Origin of the sequence: Rhodococcus sp. G-MC3 (genome assembly GCF_030063335.1) — a bacterium.
Lineage (GTDB): Bacteria > Actinomycetota > Actinomycetes > Mycobacteriales > Mycobacteriaceae > Rhodococcoides.
Genome location: NZ_JASISW010000002.1, coordinates 73,262 through 86,273, shown reverse-complemented (window position 1 = coordinate 86,273; position 13,012 = coordinate 73,262). Strand labels below are relative to the sequence as shown.

Sequence of the window (13,012 nt, the reverse complement as noted above, 5' to 3'; positions counted from 1 at the left end):
TAACAGGAGACCCTCGAAATTGCGGTGACCAACGGTCTTGGGTAGAACTTGATTGGGCGGTTCCGAACCGAACTTCCGATTCAGAGCCGTGGAGTACCGTACCCCAGGCCTACAGAGAATTCCAAAACGTCTCAGATGCGGGAACCGAACGCCACAAGATTCCGGCTGTAACTTCCCACGGCAGAATCGAAGTCGCCGGAACACGTGATCAGTCGGATTCGGTCGGCCGACGTAGCTCCGAAGACGTCCACCGTGGGAAAGTCACTCTTGGAGAGATCCCCCAGCGTTTCCACACGATAGTGCGCGGAATCTCCCGCGCTGCTCGTCACCGTCACCACGTCCCCGGCGTTCAGTTGACGCAGCTTGTCGAACACGGCTGGGCCGGTAACCGAATCGACATGGCCCGCAAGAACTGTGGGGCCGATTCCCCCCGGCCGTCCTCCTTCACTGAACCAGCCCACGTCCGAAATCCGATGGGACTTCCATCTGCAGTGGGAGCTGGAACGGTTCTAGGCGTCGACGCCGCTACCGACCGTCCCGCAACCGGACCTCCCGGCACCCTCGGCGCATTCGAACAGATCGAATTCATCGGCACGCCGGCAGGGACCGACATCGAAGGTGGACTCGTCGCACACACATGGGGTACCGAGACCGTCCTCGAAATGGACGGTGTTCCGGTCGCCGGTACCTACGAGGTGTACGTCGTCGATGGCTCCGGAGTCGAGCGCGCGTCCGGCACCTTCTTCGGCAGTGCCGTCGCCATCGACTGCCGAATGAACGCCGCAGTGATGCGCGAGAACGTGGACGGCATCGAAATCCGGAATGCCGATGGTTCCGTCTTGGCATTCGCAGACGTCCCGGACGCACTGTGACGGTGTGACCGACCACGAAATGTAGCGCCGCCTCCTGTCAGGTGGGACAACAATCGTGTCCCACCGGACAAACAAGCCTCGATGACTGTTCAATTAGATGTATGACGGCAGCGCAGCCACACCCTCTCCTGCGTCCGGGGCGTGACCCGAGCGGCGGTGAGGCAGCGCTGAGCTGGAGCAACATAGCCCGAGAACAGCCGCGCTACCCGAAAGTACTGGTCGCGGCCGACGTCCGGATTCCGATGAGTGACGGTGTGATTCTTCGGGCATACGTGATTCGTCCCGCCGACGCGTCCGGCCGAGCAATCGCGGGCGACTTTCCGACAGTCCTCAACATCACGCCCTACAACAAACTGCTGATCAAGAGCGTCGACACGATCCTCAATGCCCCCGTCGTCGGGCCGCTGCTCCGAGTCCTCTCGCGGCGCTTCGATCTGTCGGGGACGCCGTTCGATGGGATCACCGAGATCACCCGGGTCGTCGCGGGCGGTGCCGCCGATCTCCTGGCAGTCAACAGGCACCTTGTACGCAGTGGCTACGTACAGCTGTTGGTCGACGTCCGAGGCACCGGTTCTTCCACCGGAACCTGGAATGTTCTCGGACCACGTGAGCAACAGGATTCGTTGGAGGTGATCGAGTGGGCGGCCTCCCAACCGTGGTGCAACGGCCGCATCGGCATGTCCGGCATCTCGTACTCGGCAATAAACGCACTACAGACCGCAGCGAAGCGCCCTGATGGTCTCGACGCCGTGTTCGCCGTCGAAGGTTCGGTCGACATCGTTCGCGAGATCTTCGCGACCGGCGGCGCACCCTCGTTGTTCATTCCGCTGTGGCTCACGGCGGTCAACGGTCTCAAATGGGTTCCCTCCCTTCGGGATCTCGACGTTGCGACCTGGCTGCGCGACCGCCTCTCCTCCCCCGCCACCAACCTCCTCGATCTCGCCAAAGGCTTTGTCACCGGCGGTGATCGGAGGATCTACGACGATCCCTACTACGCCGAGATCGACGCCGAGATCGAGGAGATCACAGCTCCCACGTTCGTGTACGGATGCTGGCACGACATTTTCGGTGGTTCGGCCCCCGATATCTACAACCGCCTGTCCCTCGAGCGTGGCCACAAGCAACTCCTTGTAGGCGATGGCTACCATGGAAATCCAGGAATCGGATTTGGCGACCCTGGGTTCCCCCCTCGGCTCGACGTCCTCGAGCGCGCATGGTTCGATCGCTGGCTTCGCGACGAGGACAACGGAATCGAGAACTACGGCCCGGTGACGTTGAGGAGGCAGGGCGGCGGTTGGACTGCGCACGGCCGATTCCCCGCGCCGCAAGCGGAGCCAACCCGTTTGTATCTGTCGGCGGCATCGTCGGGTACAGCTCGCCACGCCGTTGCAGACGGAAGCCTCGAGACCCAGAACGACGGGTCCAGCGGCCACCTCTCGGTACGCCCGACGTTGCGGTCGGTCGTCTCTCGCGATACGACGCAGGTCCTCGCGGGGCTGCCTGCAGTGTTGGGCGGCGGCTTCACCTACGACAACCGCTTCGCCGAGAAAGGCGCGGTCAGCTTCACCACCGGACCTGCGCACTCGCCTACTGTCCTCTCCGGTCCGATGAATCTGCATCTGAGAGTGATTTGCCATGCACCCGAGGCGCTTTGGGCGATCATGGTGTGCGACGTAGCTCCAGAAGGTAAGTCGACCGTACTGACGAACGGTGCACTTCTCGCCACTCGGCGGGCAGTCGACGACGAACTGTCTCTCTTCGCCCCGAACGGGGACTACACCCGTCCGTACCACCCGCTGACCGAAGAGTCGCTCGAGTCGGTGCCACTGGGCGAACCCATCGAACTCGACATCGACCTGCTCACCACGGAAGCAGTGTTCGAGATAGGCCATCGACTGCGAGTCGACATATTCGCCACCGACGCACCGCGTTTCATGCCCATCCTTCCTGACTTGCTGCGCACTCGCGGGCGTAGGCAGGATATCGATATCGACACCGAGAACCCCAGCTACCTCGTCGCACCTCTGGTCGGCGATCCGGGCTGGTGAGGAGAAAAATGCAGTCACGCACGGGCTTCGCGCCGTCGAACGATATCGAACTCGCCTACGAGGACATGGGCAACCCCGAAGATCCGGTGGTTCTGATGATCATGGGTCTGAGCGCCCAGATGACACTGTGGCCGCGGGAGTTCTGCGAACGGATCGTCGAACAGGGTTTCCGTGTCATCAGATTCGACAACCGAGACATCGGATTGTCGACAAAGATGGACGGTCAACGCATCGAAGGCTCGTCGCTACTGCGGCTGCTCCGAACCGGACTCGGGGCGTCGAGCAGGGTTCCGTACACCCTGGAGGACATGGCCCTCGACACCAAGGGACTCCTCGACTATCTGGAGATTCCGCAGGTCCACGTCGTCGGCGCGTCGATGGGCGGAATGATCGCCCAAATCTTCGCTGGGCTGTACCCCGAGCGCGTGCTGAGCACTGCCGTCATCTTCTCCAGCACCAACGAAGCATTTCTGCCGCCGCCCGATCCACGGGCGCTGCTGCCCCTGATGAAGGGACCGGGCCCGACGGCGACGCGAGAACAGATCGTCGCGCACTCGGCCAACACTCGACGCATCATCGGCAGTCCCGCGTATCCGACACCGATGGACGAACTACTCGTCACCGCGGGCGAAATGTACGACAGGAACTACAACCCCGCCGGTTCGCTCCGCCAGATGGCTGCGGTGACAGGCACAGGAAGTCTTCGTCGCATCGCGGCGCAGATCGCGTCGCCTACCGTTGTGATCCACGGCCGCGCGGACCGTCTGATGCGCCCGTCCGGAGGCAAGGCGATCGCACGAGCGGTAAAGGGATCTTCACTGCACCTCATCGGCGGCATGGGCCACGATCTCCCGCGGCCGCTGTGGGACGAAATCCTCGGCGAGTTGGGGTCGAACTTCGCACGAGCGTGAGGTTGAGGTTCCCGGGCGGGTGACCGGATGGGGGATTCGGTCAGGGGCTCGGGCATCCGCACACAACAGAAAAGGCCGGCTCCCCGGGGCGCCGGCCGTGTCTGTTACCTGTTGCTTACGCGTCCGCGTCGTCCTCTAGGAGGTTACGGGTGCGGTTCGGATCGATCTGGATTCCGGGTCCGGTCGTCGTCGAGACGGTGACCTTCTTGACGTAGCGGCCCTTGGCCGAAGACGGCTTCGCACGCAGGATCTCGTCCAGCGCTGCGCCGTAGTTCTCCACCAGCTTGGTGTCGTCGAACGATGCCTTGCCGATGACAAAGTGCAGGTTGGACTGCTTGTCGACACGGAAGTTGATCTTTCCGCCCTTGATATCGTTGACGGCCTTGGTCACATCGTTGGTGACGGTGCCCGTCTTCGGGTTCGGCATCAGGCCACGCGGTCCGAGGACGCGGGCGATCCGGCCGACCTTGGCCATCTGGTCGGGGGTGGCGATCGCAGCGTCGAAGTCCAGGAAGCCGCCCTGGATGCGCTCGATCAGATCTTCTGCGCCGACGACGTCGGCTCCTGCTGCCTCAGCTTCGGCAGCCTTCTCACCAGCGGCGAAAACGATGACCCGAGCGGTCTTGCCGGTGCCGTGGGGAAGGTTGACGGTGCCGCGCACCATCTGATCTGCCTTGCGAGGATCGACGCCGAGTCGCACTGCGATCTCGACGGTTGCGTCGAACTTGCTCGACGCGGTGTCCTTGGCCAACTTCGCTGCTTCGAGCGGCGAGTACAGGTTGTCGGCGTTGATCTTTGCGGCCTGCTCGAGGTAGGCCTTGCTGCGCTTTGCCATGTGTTGCTGTCCTTTTTGTGAGTTCAGTGTGGTTGACGGGCCAGGCGGGCCCTCCCACGTCGTGCATGTGGTGGCTGAATCAGCCTTCGATCGTGATGCCCATCGAACGAGCAGTACCGGCGATGATCTTCGCGGCCTGATCGATGTCGTTGGCGTTGAGGTCTTCTGCCTTGGTCTTGGCGATCTCGCGGACCTGATCCATGGTCACCTTGGCGACCTTGGTCTTGTGCGGCTCGCCGGAGCCCTTGGCAACGCCTGCAGCCTTGAGGAGCAGCTTGGCGGCCGGAGGAGTCTTCAGCTTGAAGTCGAACGTACGGTCCTCGTAGACCGAGATCTCGACCGGCACGACGTTTCCGCGCTGCGACTCGGTCGCGGCGTTGTACGCCTTGCAGAACTCCATGATGTTGACGCCGTGCTGACCCAGTGCTGGGCCGACGGGTGGTGCCGGGTTTGCGGCACCGGCCTGGATCTGAAGCTTGATGATCCCGGCTAGCTTCTTCTTCTTCGGGGGCATTTCTTTTTCCTTGTATTCGCTCGGGTTTCTTGCGGTTACTACTGCAAGTTCTGTGCGGGCTCTAGATCTTTGCGACCTGGGTGAAGCCCAGTTCGACCGGAGTTTCACGGCCGAAGATGGATACCAACACCTTGAGCTTCTGCTGCTCGGCGTTGACCTCGCTGATGCTGGCCGGCAATGTCGCGAACGGACCGTCCATGACGGTGACCGACTCGCCGACCTCGAAGTCGACCTCGATGGTCGGCTTCGACGTGGACTCGGTGCCGTTCTCGCCGCCGGTGCCTGCAGCCTTGGCGTCCTTCTTCTGGCCCTGCTGCGGCATCAGGAATTTGACGACCTCGTTGATCGTCAACGGCGACGGACGCGAAGTGGCACCGACGAAGCCGGTGACACCGGGGGTGTTCCGGACAGCGCCCCACGACTCGTCGTTGAGTTCCATACGGACCAGGATGTAGCCAGGCAATACCTTGCGGTTGACCTGCTTGCGCTGGCCGTTCTTGATCTCGGTGACCTCTTCGATCGGAACCTCGACCTGGAAGATGTAGTCGCCGACGTCGAGGTTCTGAACGCGAGTTTCGAGGTTGGCCTTCACCTTGTTCTCGTACCCTGCGTACGAGTGGATGACGTACCAGTCACCGGGCGCGCGGCGCAGCGCAGCCTTCATGTCGGCGACGGGATCCTCGGACTCGGCGGAGATGTCGACGCCCTCTTCAGCGGTTGCGTCACCGGCTTCGTCAGGTGTCGAATCCTCACCAGCGGCAGCGGCAACGTCGGCTGCAATGGCCTCGTCGGTCGCGCGGTCCTGAGCGGCCTGCTCCGCCTCGAGGCCCTGTTTGGTCGCCTCGACATCGGCGTCGAATGCGGCCACTTCGGTGGCGTCGTTGTGCGGCGTGCTCACAGCAGGCACCCTTTCTGTCGTTTCATGCATGTCGAAATGTCATCCATGTCGAAAATTCACCGATTCCGGTAGACGAGAAGCGTCAGCCGAACAGCCAGCCGACACCCTTGATGAACGCCAGGTCCAGTCCACTGATGAAGGCGACCATGAACGCCACGAACACGAGCACGACGCTGGTGTAGGTGACCATCTGTTTCCTGTTCGGCCAGATGACCTTGCGCAGCTCCGCGATGACCTCGCGTAGAAACTTGCGAAGGCGCTTGAAGATGTTCATCCGCTTCGGCTCGCGCGACTTCTCGCGAGTAGCCACTGCAGACTTGCCAGATCCTGACGACTTGGTCATCGACACCGTGCCGGCTGAAGTGCTCGGCGACGTGGCTGATCGTGATCGGCGTGCTGCTCGCTTGCCGGACGGCCGTGCAGAAGTCTCCGAAGAAGAGGCGTCGTCGGTGCGGGCTGCAGCATCCTCGGACGTCGCCGAGTCTGACGCGTCGACGCCCTCGGACGTCTCGTCGCGCTTACCGCGCTCCTCGCTCACCGTCGTTCCTCTCAGTAGCTGACACCGTCGCCTCACCTCGCCGATCGACGAGGCATTGGCAACATGGGCAGGGGCGACAGGACTTGAACCTGCAACCTACGGTTTTGGAGACCGTTGCTCTACCAATTGAGCTACGCCCCTTCGGTCCGATCCGTCGTCGCAATCGGTCCGTCCTGCGGTCACACAACATACGCGCTACCTCGCACCCTCTTGCAGAGAGCGTCGAACTCTCCTACAGAGAGCGTCGGCAGCGCGCAGCGCTGAGCAACCCCAGAAATCTCAGTGTACTGCACAGGGTGTGGAACCTTGAAATCCCGCCGTCCGGAAACAGCAGGCACGATGGATACCAGTAATCAGGCCAGGCGGACGGTCGCTGTTGCACGACCGAAGATCTTCTTGCCTTCGGATTTCGCGGTGATCGCGATGACTGCCGACTTGGTTTCCGGATCCAGCGACTTGATTTTGCCGGTGTACTCCACTGATGCCGCAGCGTCGGCGGGGACGTACACGGAGCTAGTGAATCGCACGTTGTATTCGGTGACCGCACCCGGGTCGCCCAGCCACGACGTGACGAAGCCTGCACCAAGCCCCATCGTGAGCATGCCGTGAGCAATCACGTTGTCCAGACCCGCGAGCTTGACGACCTCGTCGCTCCAATGAATCGGATTGGGGTCGCCGGATACGCCCGCATAGTTGACGAGGTCACCGCGAGTGAGCTTCACGATCCGCTCGGGCAGTTCCTCGCCGACAACAACATCCGCAAAACTACGAAGCGCCATGCATGATCACGTCCTTGACTGCGTGGGCGATGTTTTCGTCGACTTCGCCGCCGGTGCGTGCAACGAGCGTGGTCCAGGTGGTCTGAACGAGCTCACCGTTCTGATCGGTCACGATGTTCTTGGTGGTGATGATGTCACTGCCGCTCATCTGGCGGAAGGAATCCAGGTACACCTCGCACGACAGTTCGTCACCCACCGAGATCGCCTTGTGAAACTGAAGACGCTGATCGGTCTGCAGGATCTGGCTCGGATCGTATCCGGTGATGAATTCCTTGAACATCCGCGACTGCGCGATGATGCCGACCAAAGAAATGAACGTCAGCGGCGCGACGAGGCCGTCGTAACCGAGGCCTCTCGCGGCCGCTTCGTCGTGGTGAGCGGGATGCCAATCTTGAACGGCTCGCGCGTACTCACGCACCTTTTCGCGGCCCACATCATAGGGATGCTCCACTTTGTAGTGGTGCCCCACCATCGAGGCCGCGTGTACCGCGGGGTCCTGCAATGAATCAGTCACGCGTTCAGTGAACCTTTTCTACCCAGGACGCGTATGCGGTTAGGGCAAGAAAAGTAAGCCTAACGCGTGGCGTCGACTCCGAACAAAAACCAGCAGCCGAAAAGGCCCGCTACTAGCGAGACTCGCGGTGCGCGCGATGCGTTCCGCAGTTCGAGCAGAACTTCTTCAGCTCGAGGCGGTCGGGATCGTTGCGACGGTTCTTCTTCGTGATGTAGTTACGGTGCTTGCAAACGTCGCAGGCCAAGGTGATCTTGGGCCGCACATCGGTGGAGGAGGCCACTGGATGCCTACTTTCGGGTAAATCTGATCCGGTTAATCAGGACTGTGCATTTTTCTTGTGTAGCGGTGACCGGACTTGAACCGGCGACGCAACGATTATGAGTCGTTTGCTCTACCAACTGAGCTACACCGCCTCAGGTGCTCACCCCTACACCTTCTCATTGACGAAGCAGTCTCGTCCACGAGGGTTGTCAGGCGAACCATCCAATCCAGCGAGCCCCCTAACGGAATCGAACCGTTGACCTTTTCCTTACCATGGAAACGCTCTACCGACTGAGCTAAGGGGGCGCAGCGACTGCGCGCGGCGAACCGTGCGCTGAAGCCTTCAAGAGGTTACACATTCTGAGCGCCGAGTACCAAATTGCATGCTCAGCACGTCTTCGCGTGTGTCCCTCACAGTAGAAACCCCAGCGAGAAATAGTTTCGCTGGGGCTCCTGTGTGGCAGATGTAGGATTCGAACCTACGTAGGCATAAGCCGACGGATTTACAGTCCGCTCCCATTGGCCGCTCGGGCAATCTGCCGTGATCGCTCCGAAGAGATTCTCTCTCTTCGACGCGGTGAGAAGAATACAACGAACGTGCCCCCTTGACGCAAACCGGGTGGATAGCGGGGGTGCGCGGGGGCTAACGTCGGGTGTGCAGACCGTGAACAATCGATTCGACACAGGAGTTCTAAGTGGCTGATTCTTCCTTCGATGTGGTGAGCAAGGTCGACCGTCAAGAGGTGGACAACGCTCTCGGACAGGCTGCGAAGGAGCTGTCGACGCGCTTCGACTTCCGCGGATCCGGCACCGTCATCGAGTGGTCCGGAAGTGGCGAGGCCGAGGTGATCGTCATTACCTCCGAAACCGAGGAGAAGGTGAAAGCCGCACTCGACGTCTTCAAGGAAAAGCTGATCCGACGCGACGTATCGCTGAAGGCTTTCGAAGCCAACGACCCGGCAGCGTCGGGCAAGGTTTACAAGGTCACCGGCAAGCTCGTTCAGGGCATCTCGACCGAGAACGCAAAGAAGCTCACCAAAAAGATCCGCGACGACGGCCCCAAAGGCGTCAAAGCACAAATCCAGGGTGACGAACTTCGCATCAGCAGCAAGAAGCGCGACGACCTCCAGGCCGTCCAGCAACTCTTGAAGTCCGAAGATTTCGGGCTTGCGCTGCAGTTTGTCAATTACCGCTAGGCGCTTCGGGCATGTGCGCGGAATTACGTCCCCTGGGACGTATTTCCGCGCACATGCGGCGTCAGCCGCCCCTCGCCATCCGCTCCAACCGCTCGATCCGATCCGCCATCGGCGGGTGCGAGGCGAACAGCCTGCCGACCTTCTCCCCTGCCCGAAACGGGCTGGCGATCATCAGGTGCGACTCGGCGGCGATACGAGGCTCAGGAGGCAGTGGGGCGAGCTGTACGCCCCTCTCCAACTTCGCCAGGGCCGATGCAAGCGCGAGTGGATCACCCGTGAGCTCGGCTCCCGACTGGTCGGCCTGATATTCGCGTGACCGTGAGACTGCGAGCTTGACGACCGTCGCAGCGATCGGCCCCAGCAGTGACACCAGCAGAAGCGCGACCGGGTTGGCCCCGTTGTTTCCTCGCCCACCGAACATCGAGGCGAACATCGCGAAGTTCGCCAGGCCAGAGATGACCGCGGCCATAGCGCCCGCGACCGACGAGATCAAGATGTCCCGGTTGTAGACATGGGACAGTTCGTGGCCGAGGACGGCTCGAAGTTCTCGTTCGTCGAGAATCTGCAGAATCCCGCTTGTGCAGCACACGGCGGCATTACGCGGGTTTCGTCCGGTGGCGAATGCGTTCGGATTGTGGGTCGGGCTGATGTACAACGCAGGCATCGGCTGGTGAGCGATGGTCGCGAGTTCACGGACGATCCGGTACATCGCCGGTTGCTCGACCTCGGTCACGGGCTGCGCATGCATCGACCGCAGTGCCATCTTGGCGCTGTTGAAGTACGCGTATCCGTTGACGCCGATGGCAAGTGCGACCGATAGAAACAGAATGGCCGAGCTGTTGAACAGCGAGCCGATGAAGACGATGATCGCCGACATCCCCACAAGCAGGCCGAATGTCTTTGCACCGTTCGCGTAACTCACGTCGAGCCTCTTCCAGCCTTGCCCCGCGGACCGTGGGGGATTCGTTGTTCTCTCCTACCGAAGAACGAGCGCATCCCCCATCAAGGTTCCCGAGTGTCAGCCCACCCGCTCGACCGTGTAGTCGACGAGCCGTCCCAACGCCTGGTTGGCTGCACCCTGAGGGAGCTTTTCGAGCTCGGCGTGTGCCTTTGCCGCGAACTCACCGAGTGTGGTTTTCGCCTTCGCCATTCCCGGCGAACGTTCCAGCAGCTTCAATGCCTCGTCGACGGCTGCGTCATCGGTGACCGGGCCGTCGAGCAGAACGCGCAAGCGGTCGCCGTCGGGACCCGAGTCTGTCAGCGCGTAGAGAACGGGCAGGGTGTGCACGCCCTCACGAAGGTCGGTGCCAGGTGTCTTGCCCGACTGCTCGGACGCCGACGAGATGTCGATGATGTCGTCGGATATCTGGAATGCGGTGCCGACGGCGTCGCCGAGTCGTTCGAGCGCGGCGACATGATCGGAATCCCCGCCGGAGAAGGTCCCGCCGAATCGGCCACATGCGGCGATGAGCGAACCGGTCTTCTCCCACACCACCCGCAGGTAGTGCGCGACGGGATCCTCGTCCTTCTTGACGCCGATGGTCTCGCGCATCTGGCCGGTGACAAGCTCGGCGAACGTCTCGGCGATGATGCGTACCGCCTCGGGCCCGAGGGTCGACACCAGCCGCGAGGCGTGAGCGAAGAGGTAGTCGCCCGCCAGGATCGCAACGCTGTTGCCCCACCGTGCATTCGCGCTCTCGGCTCCGCGGCGCATGCTTGCCTCGTCCATCACGTCGTCGTGATAGAGCGTCGCAAGATGAACGAGTTCGACGACGGTCGCCGCGGTGACGATGGAGTCTGCCGTCGGATCCGGTCCGAGCTGGCCTGTCAGGACAGTGAAGAGCGGGCGGAAGCGCTTGCCTCCGGCTTTGGCGAGATGAAGTGCAGCTTCGGTGAGGAAGTCCTCCCCGTCGGACAGCTCGGAGATCATCAATTGCTCGACGTTCTCCAGACCGGTCGCGACGATTCGTGCAAGCTCCGGATCCACGAGATCCACCCCGGCTACGACCGTCGATCCGACTGGCCAATCGGTTCGTTCCGCGGGCTCCACTCCCACGTCGTCTGTGCTCACGATTGTTCGTCCTGTCCTCTTCGGCTTCGGCGTTTGTCCGACAATCCCGACTTACTCGCTCCTACCGTAGTGAACCGGATGCAGCGCAGGGTCGGAAGGTGCCGTAGAGCACGGCGGAGGAGGCCGGGAGAAGGCGGACAGACTGCCGCTGATCACGTCGAATGTCGCTTCCAGCGCGGCGGTCGGTGAATCGGAGACTCTGACACGTCCGCACCACCGACGGTCACGAGGCGTCAACTTCGGGACAGGACCGAGGTCACAGTGCCCACCGCTGCTTTACTGGAGAGGTGACTGCCGAACGATCCACCGACGTGCTCGTCATCGGCGCTGGTCCGGCCGGGTCTGCTGCCGCTGCCTGGGCCGCGCGGGCCGGGCGCGAGGTCGTCCTCGCAGACTCCGCGACGTTCCCCCGGGACAAGACGTGTGGCGACGGCCTCACTCCGCGCGCAATCGCAGAACTCGACCGCCTCGGCCTCGGCGACTGGGTGCGCGGTCGCGCCGAAAATCGCGGACTGCGCCTGTCCGGCTTCGGCCAGGAATTGCAACTCGAATGGCCGGGCGGATCGCTCCCCTCCGTCGGCAGTGCAGTACCGCGTACCGAGCTGGACGACGGATTACGGCGCGCAGCAATCGAATCCGGCGCAACGATGCTGGAGGGGTACAAGGCAGCGGAGGTCACCAGGAACGGCAACAGGGTCACCTCGGTGACCTTCGCCGACGGCACCGAGATCGCCTGCGAGAAGCTGATCGTCGCCGACGGCGTTCGCTCCACGCTCGGTAAGAAACTTGGCCGTGAGTGGCACCGCGACACCACCTTCGGGGTGGCCGCTCGGGCGTACATCGGCTCCGATCGCTCCGACGACCCGTGGATCTCGTCGCACCTGGAACTGCGCGACGGCGCGGGCGCACTGCAGCCCGGTTACGGCTGGATCTTCCCGCTCGGCACCGGCGAGGTGAACATCGGCGTCGGGACTCTCGCGACGGCCAAGCGTCCGGGGCCGGGAGCGCTGCGGCCGTTGCTGGATCTCTACACCTCGCAGCGTCGTCGCGATTGGGCGCTCACCGGCGATCTTCGCGCGGTGGCGTCGGCGCTGTTGCCGATGGGCGGCGCGGTGTCGAACGTGGCAGGCGAGAACTGGGCGATCATCGGCGATGCAGCGGCGTGCGTGAACCCGCTCAACGGCGAAGGCATCGACTACGGTCTCGAAGGCGGCCGAATGATCGCGGACATGCTCGATGCGAAAGACCTCACCGACGCGTGGCCGACGGTGCTACGCGAGCACTACGGGCAGGCGTTCTCCATCGCCCGACGCCTGTCCGGGCTCTTGACGGTCCCCCGGTTCCTGCCCGCGACGGGTCCGATCGGGATGCGCTCACGCGCACTGATGACCATCGCTGTTCGAGTGATGGGAAACCTTGTCACCGAGGCCGATTCGGACGTTGTCGCGCGGGCGTGGCGGGCGTCGGGAAGCGCCTCACTCAAGGTGGATTCCCGGCCGCCGTTCACCTGAGAGTGCGGCTTCGCCGCCCGTGAGCGCTTTGTGACACGGGGGCGCGCCTGAACACGCACGGGCT

Annotated in this window: 15 protein-coding genes and 4 tRNA genes; 5 read left to right on the top strand and 14 right to left on the bottom strand. The window is 62.5% G+C overall.

Annotated elements, in window-relative coordinates; translation table 11 throughout:
* Positions 1-131: 131 nt before the first annotated feature.
* Positions 132-461 carry a class F sortase gene (locus tag QMK17_RS02325; protein WP_283506813.1) on the bottom strand — a complete coding sequence of 110 codons (330 nt, stop codon included), beginning with the start codon at positions 459-461 and terminating at the stop codon, positions 132-134.
* 12 nt (positions 462-473) lie between these two features.
* Here QMK17_RS02325 and QMK17_RS02320 point away from each other — a divergent pair, with 12 nt between their 5' ends.
* From QMK17_RS02320 to QMK17_RS02310, 3 genes are all read left to right on the top strand, one after another.
* Complete coding sequence (locus tag QMK17_RS02320; protein WP_283506811.1) at positions 474-872, top strand: hypothetical protein; 399 nt, start codon at positions 474-476, stop codon at positions 870-872.
* A gap of 101 nt (positions 873-973) precedes the next feature.
* Positions 974-2,920 carry a CocE/NonD family hydrolase gene (locus QMK17_RS02315; protein WP_283506809.1) on the top strand — a complete coding sequence of 649 codons (1,947 nt, stop codon included), beginning with the start codon at positions 974-976 and terminating at the stop codon, positions 2,918-2,920.
* An 8-nt stretch (positions 2,921-2,928) separates the two neighbouring features.
* Positions 2,929-3,831, top strand: coding sequence for an alpha/beta fold hydrolase (locus tag QMK17_RS02310; RefSeq protein WP_283506807.1), 903 nt, complete (start codon positions 2,929-2,931; stop codon positions 3,829-3,831).
* 115 nt (positions 3,832-3,946) lie between these two features.
* On the opposite strand, the gene rplA is transcribed toward QMK17_RS02310, so the two are convergent.
* From rplA to QMK17_RS02255, 11 genes are all read right to left on the bottom strand, one after another.
* Positions 3,947-4,666: a 50S ribosomal protein L1 gene (gene rplA / locus QMK17_RS02305; RefSeq protein WP_283506805.1), complete on the bottom strand. Its 720-nt coding sequence runs from the start codon at positions 4,664-4,666 to the stop codon at positions 3,947-3,949.
* A 79-nt stretch (positions 4,667-4,745) separates the two neighbouring features.
* Entirely contained in the window at positions 4,746-5,180 is a 435-nt protein-coding gene (rplK, locus tag QMK17_RS02300; RefSeq protein WP_283506803.1) for a 50S ribosomal protein L11, read from the bottom strand.
* Between the two features lie 61 nt (positions 5,181-5,241).
* The gene (gene nusG / locus QMK17_RS02295; protein WP_283506801.1) at positions 5,242-6,078 is read right to left on the bottom strand and encodes a transcription termination/antitermination protein NusG; all 837 of its coding nucleotides are present in this window, start codon (positions 6,076-6,078) and stop codon (positions 5,242-5,244) included.
* 82 nt (positions 6,079-6,160) lie between these two features.
* Positions 6,161-6,616, bottom strand: coding sequence for a preprotein translocase subunit SecE (gene secE / locus QMK17_RS02290; protein ID WP_283506799.1), 456 nt, complete (start codon positions 6,614-6,616; stop codon positions 6,161-6,163).
* A gap of 68 nt (positions 6,617-6,684) precedes the next feature.
* A tRNA-Trp gene (locus QMK17_RS02285) sits at positions 6,685-6,757 on the bottom strand.
* A 212-nt stretch (positions 6,758-6,969) separates the two neighbouring features.
* The gene (gene hadB / locus QMK17_RS02280) at positions 6,970-7,395 is read right to left on the bottom strand and encodes a (3R)-hydroxyacyl-ACP dehydratase subunit HadB (RefSeq protein ID WP_283506798.1); all 426 of its coding nucleotides are present in this window, start codon (positions 7,393-7,395) and stop codon (positions 6,970-6,972) included.
* Positions 7,382-7,867 carry a (3R)-hydroxyacyl-ACP dehydratase subunit HadA gene (hadA, locus tag QMK17_RS02275; protein ID WP_283507024.1) on the bottom strand — a complete coding sequence of 162 codons (486 nt, stop codon included), beginning with the start codon at positions 7,865-7,867 and terminating at the stop codon, positions 7,382-7,384. Before hadA ends, hadB begins: the two co-directional genes overlap by 14 nt.
* A gap of 154 nt (positions 7,868-8,021) precedes the next feature.
* Positions 8,022-8,189, bottom strand: a complete 168-nt coding sequence (rpmG, locus tag QMK17_RS02270; protein ID WP_075839256.1) for a 50S ribosomal protein L33 — start codon at positions 8,187-8,189, stop codon at positions 8,022-8,024.
* Positions 8,190-8,249: 60 nt separating this feature from the next.
* Positions 8,250-8,322 (bottom strand) — tRNA-Met (locus QMK17_RS02265).
* Between the two features lie 81 nt (positions 8,323-8,403).
* Positions 8,404-8,476, bottom strand: a tRNA-Thr gene (locus QMK17_RS02260).
* A 152-nt stretch (positions 8,477-8,628) separates the two neighbouring features.
* Positions 8,629-8,711: transfer RNA gene (locus QMK17_RS02255), tRNA-Tyr, on the bottom strand.
* Positions 8,712-8,865: 154 nt separating this feature from the next.
* Here QMK17_RS02255 and QMK17_RS02250 point away from each other — a divergent pair.
* Positions 8,866-9,366 carry a YajQ family cyclic di-GMP-binding protein gene (locus tag QMK17_RS02250; protein ID WP_283506794.1) on the top strand — a complete coding sequence of 167 codons (501 nt, stop codon included), beginning with the start codon at positions 8,866-8,868 and terminating at the stop codon, positions 9,364-9,366.
* 61 nt (positions 9,367-9,427) lie between these two features.
* Here the strand turns inward: QMK17_RS02250 and htpX are convergent, their stop codons facing one another.
* Positions 9,428-10,288: a zinc metalloprotease HtpX gene (gene htpX, locus QMK17_RS02245; RefSeq protein WP_283506792.1), complete on the bottom strand. Its 861-nt coding sequence runs from the start codon at positions 10,286-10,288 to the stop codon at positions 9,428-9,430.
* A gap of 96 nt (positions 10,289-10,384) precedes the next feature.
* Positions 10,385-11,437 (bottom strand): polyprenyl synthetase family protein, encoded by a 1,053-nt coding sequence (locus tag QMK17_RS02240; protein ID WP_283506790.1) that lies wholly within the window; start codon positions 11,435-11,437, stop codon positions 10,385-10,387.
* A gap of 287 nt (positions 11,438-11,724) precedes the next feature.
* Between QMK17_RS02240 and QMK17_RS02235 the strand changes: the two genes are divergently transcribed.
* Positions 11,725-12,948, top strand: coding sequence for a geranylgeranyl reductase family protein (locus QMK17_RS02235; RefSeq protein WP_283506788.1), 1,224 nt, complete (start codon positions 11,725-11,727; stop codon positions 12,946-12,948).
* Positions 12,949-13,012: the final 64 nt, after the last annotated feature.

What these genes read in the sequence shown, in the direction of transcription:
- QMK17_RS02320 (WP_283506811.1), top strand. Translation starts at nt 474, where the DNA reads ATGGGACTTCCATCTGCAGTGGGAGCTGGAACGGTTCTAGGCGTCGAC.
- hadA (WP_283507024.1), bottom strand. Translation starts at nt 7,867, where the DNA reads ATGGTGGGGCACCACTACAAAGTGGAGCATCCCTATGATGTGGGCCGC.
- QMK17_RS02315 (WP_283506809.1), top strand. Translation starts at nt 974, where the DNA reads ATGACGGCAGCGCAGCCACACCCTCTCCTGCGTCCGGGGCGTGACCCG.
- QMK17_RS02310 (WP_283506807.1), top strand. Translation starts at nt 2,929, where the DNA reads ATGCAGTCACGCACGGGCTTCGCGCCGTCGAACGATATCGAACTCGCC.
- hadB (WP_283506798.1), bottom strand. Translation starts at nt 7,395, where the DNA reads ATGGCGCTTCGTAGTTTTGCGGATGTTGTTGTCGGCGAGGAACTGCCC.
- rplK (WP_283506803.1), bottom strand. Translation starts at nt 5,180, where the DNA reads ATGCCCCCGAAGAAGAAGAAGCTAGCCGGGATCATCAAGCTTCAGATC.
- rplA (WP_283506805.1), bottom strand. Translation starts at nt 4,666, where the DNA reads ATGGCAAAGCGCAGCAAGGCCTACCTCGAGCAGGCCGCAAAGATCAAC.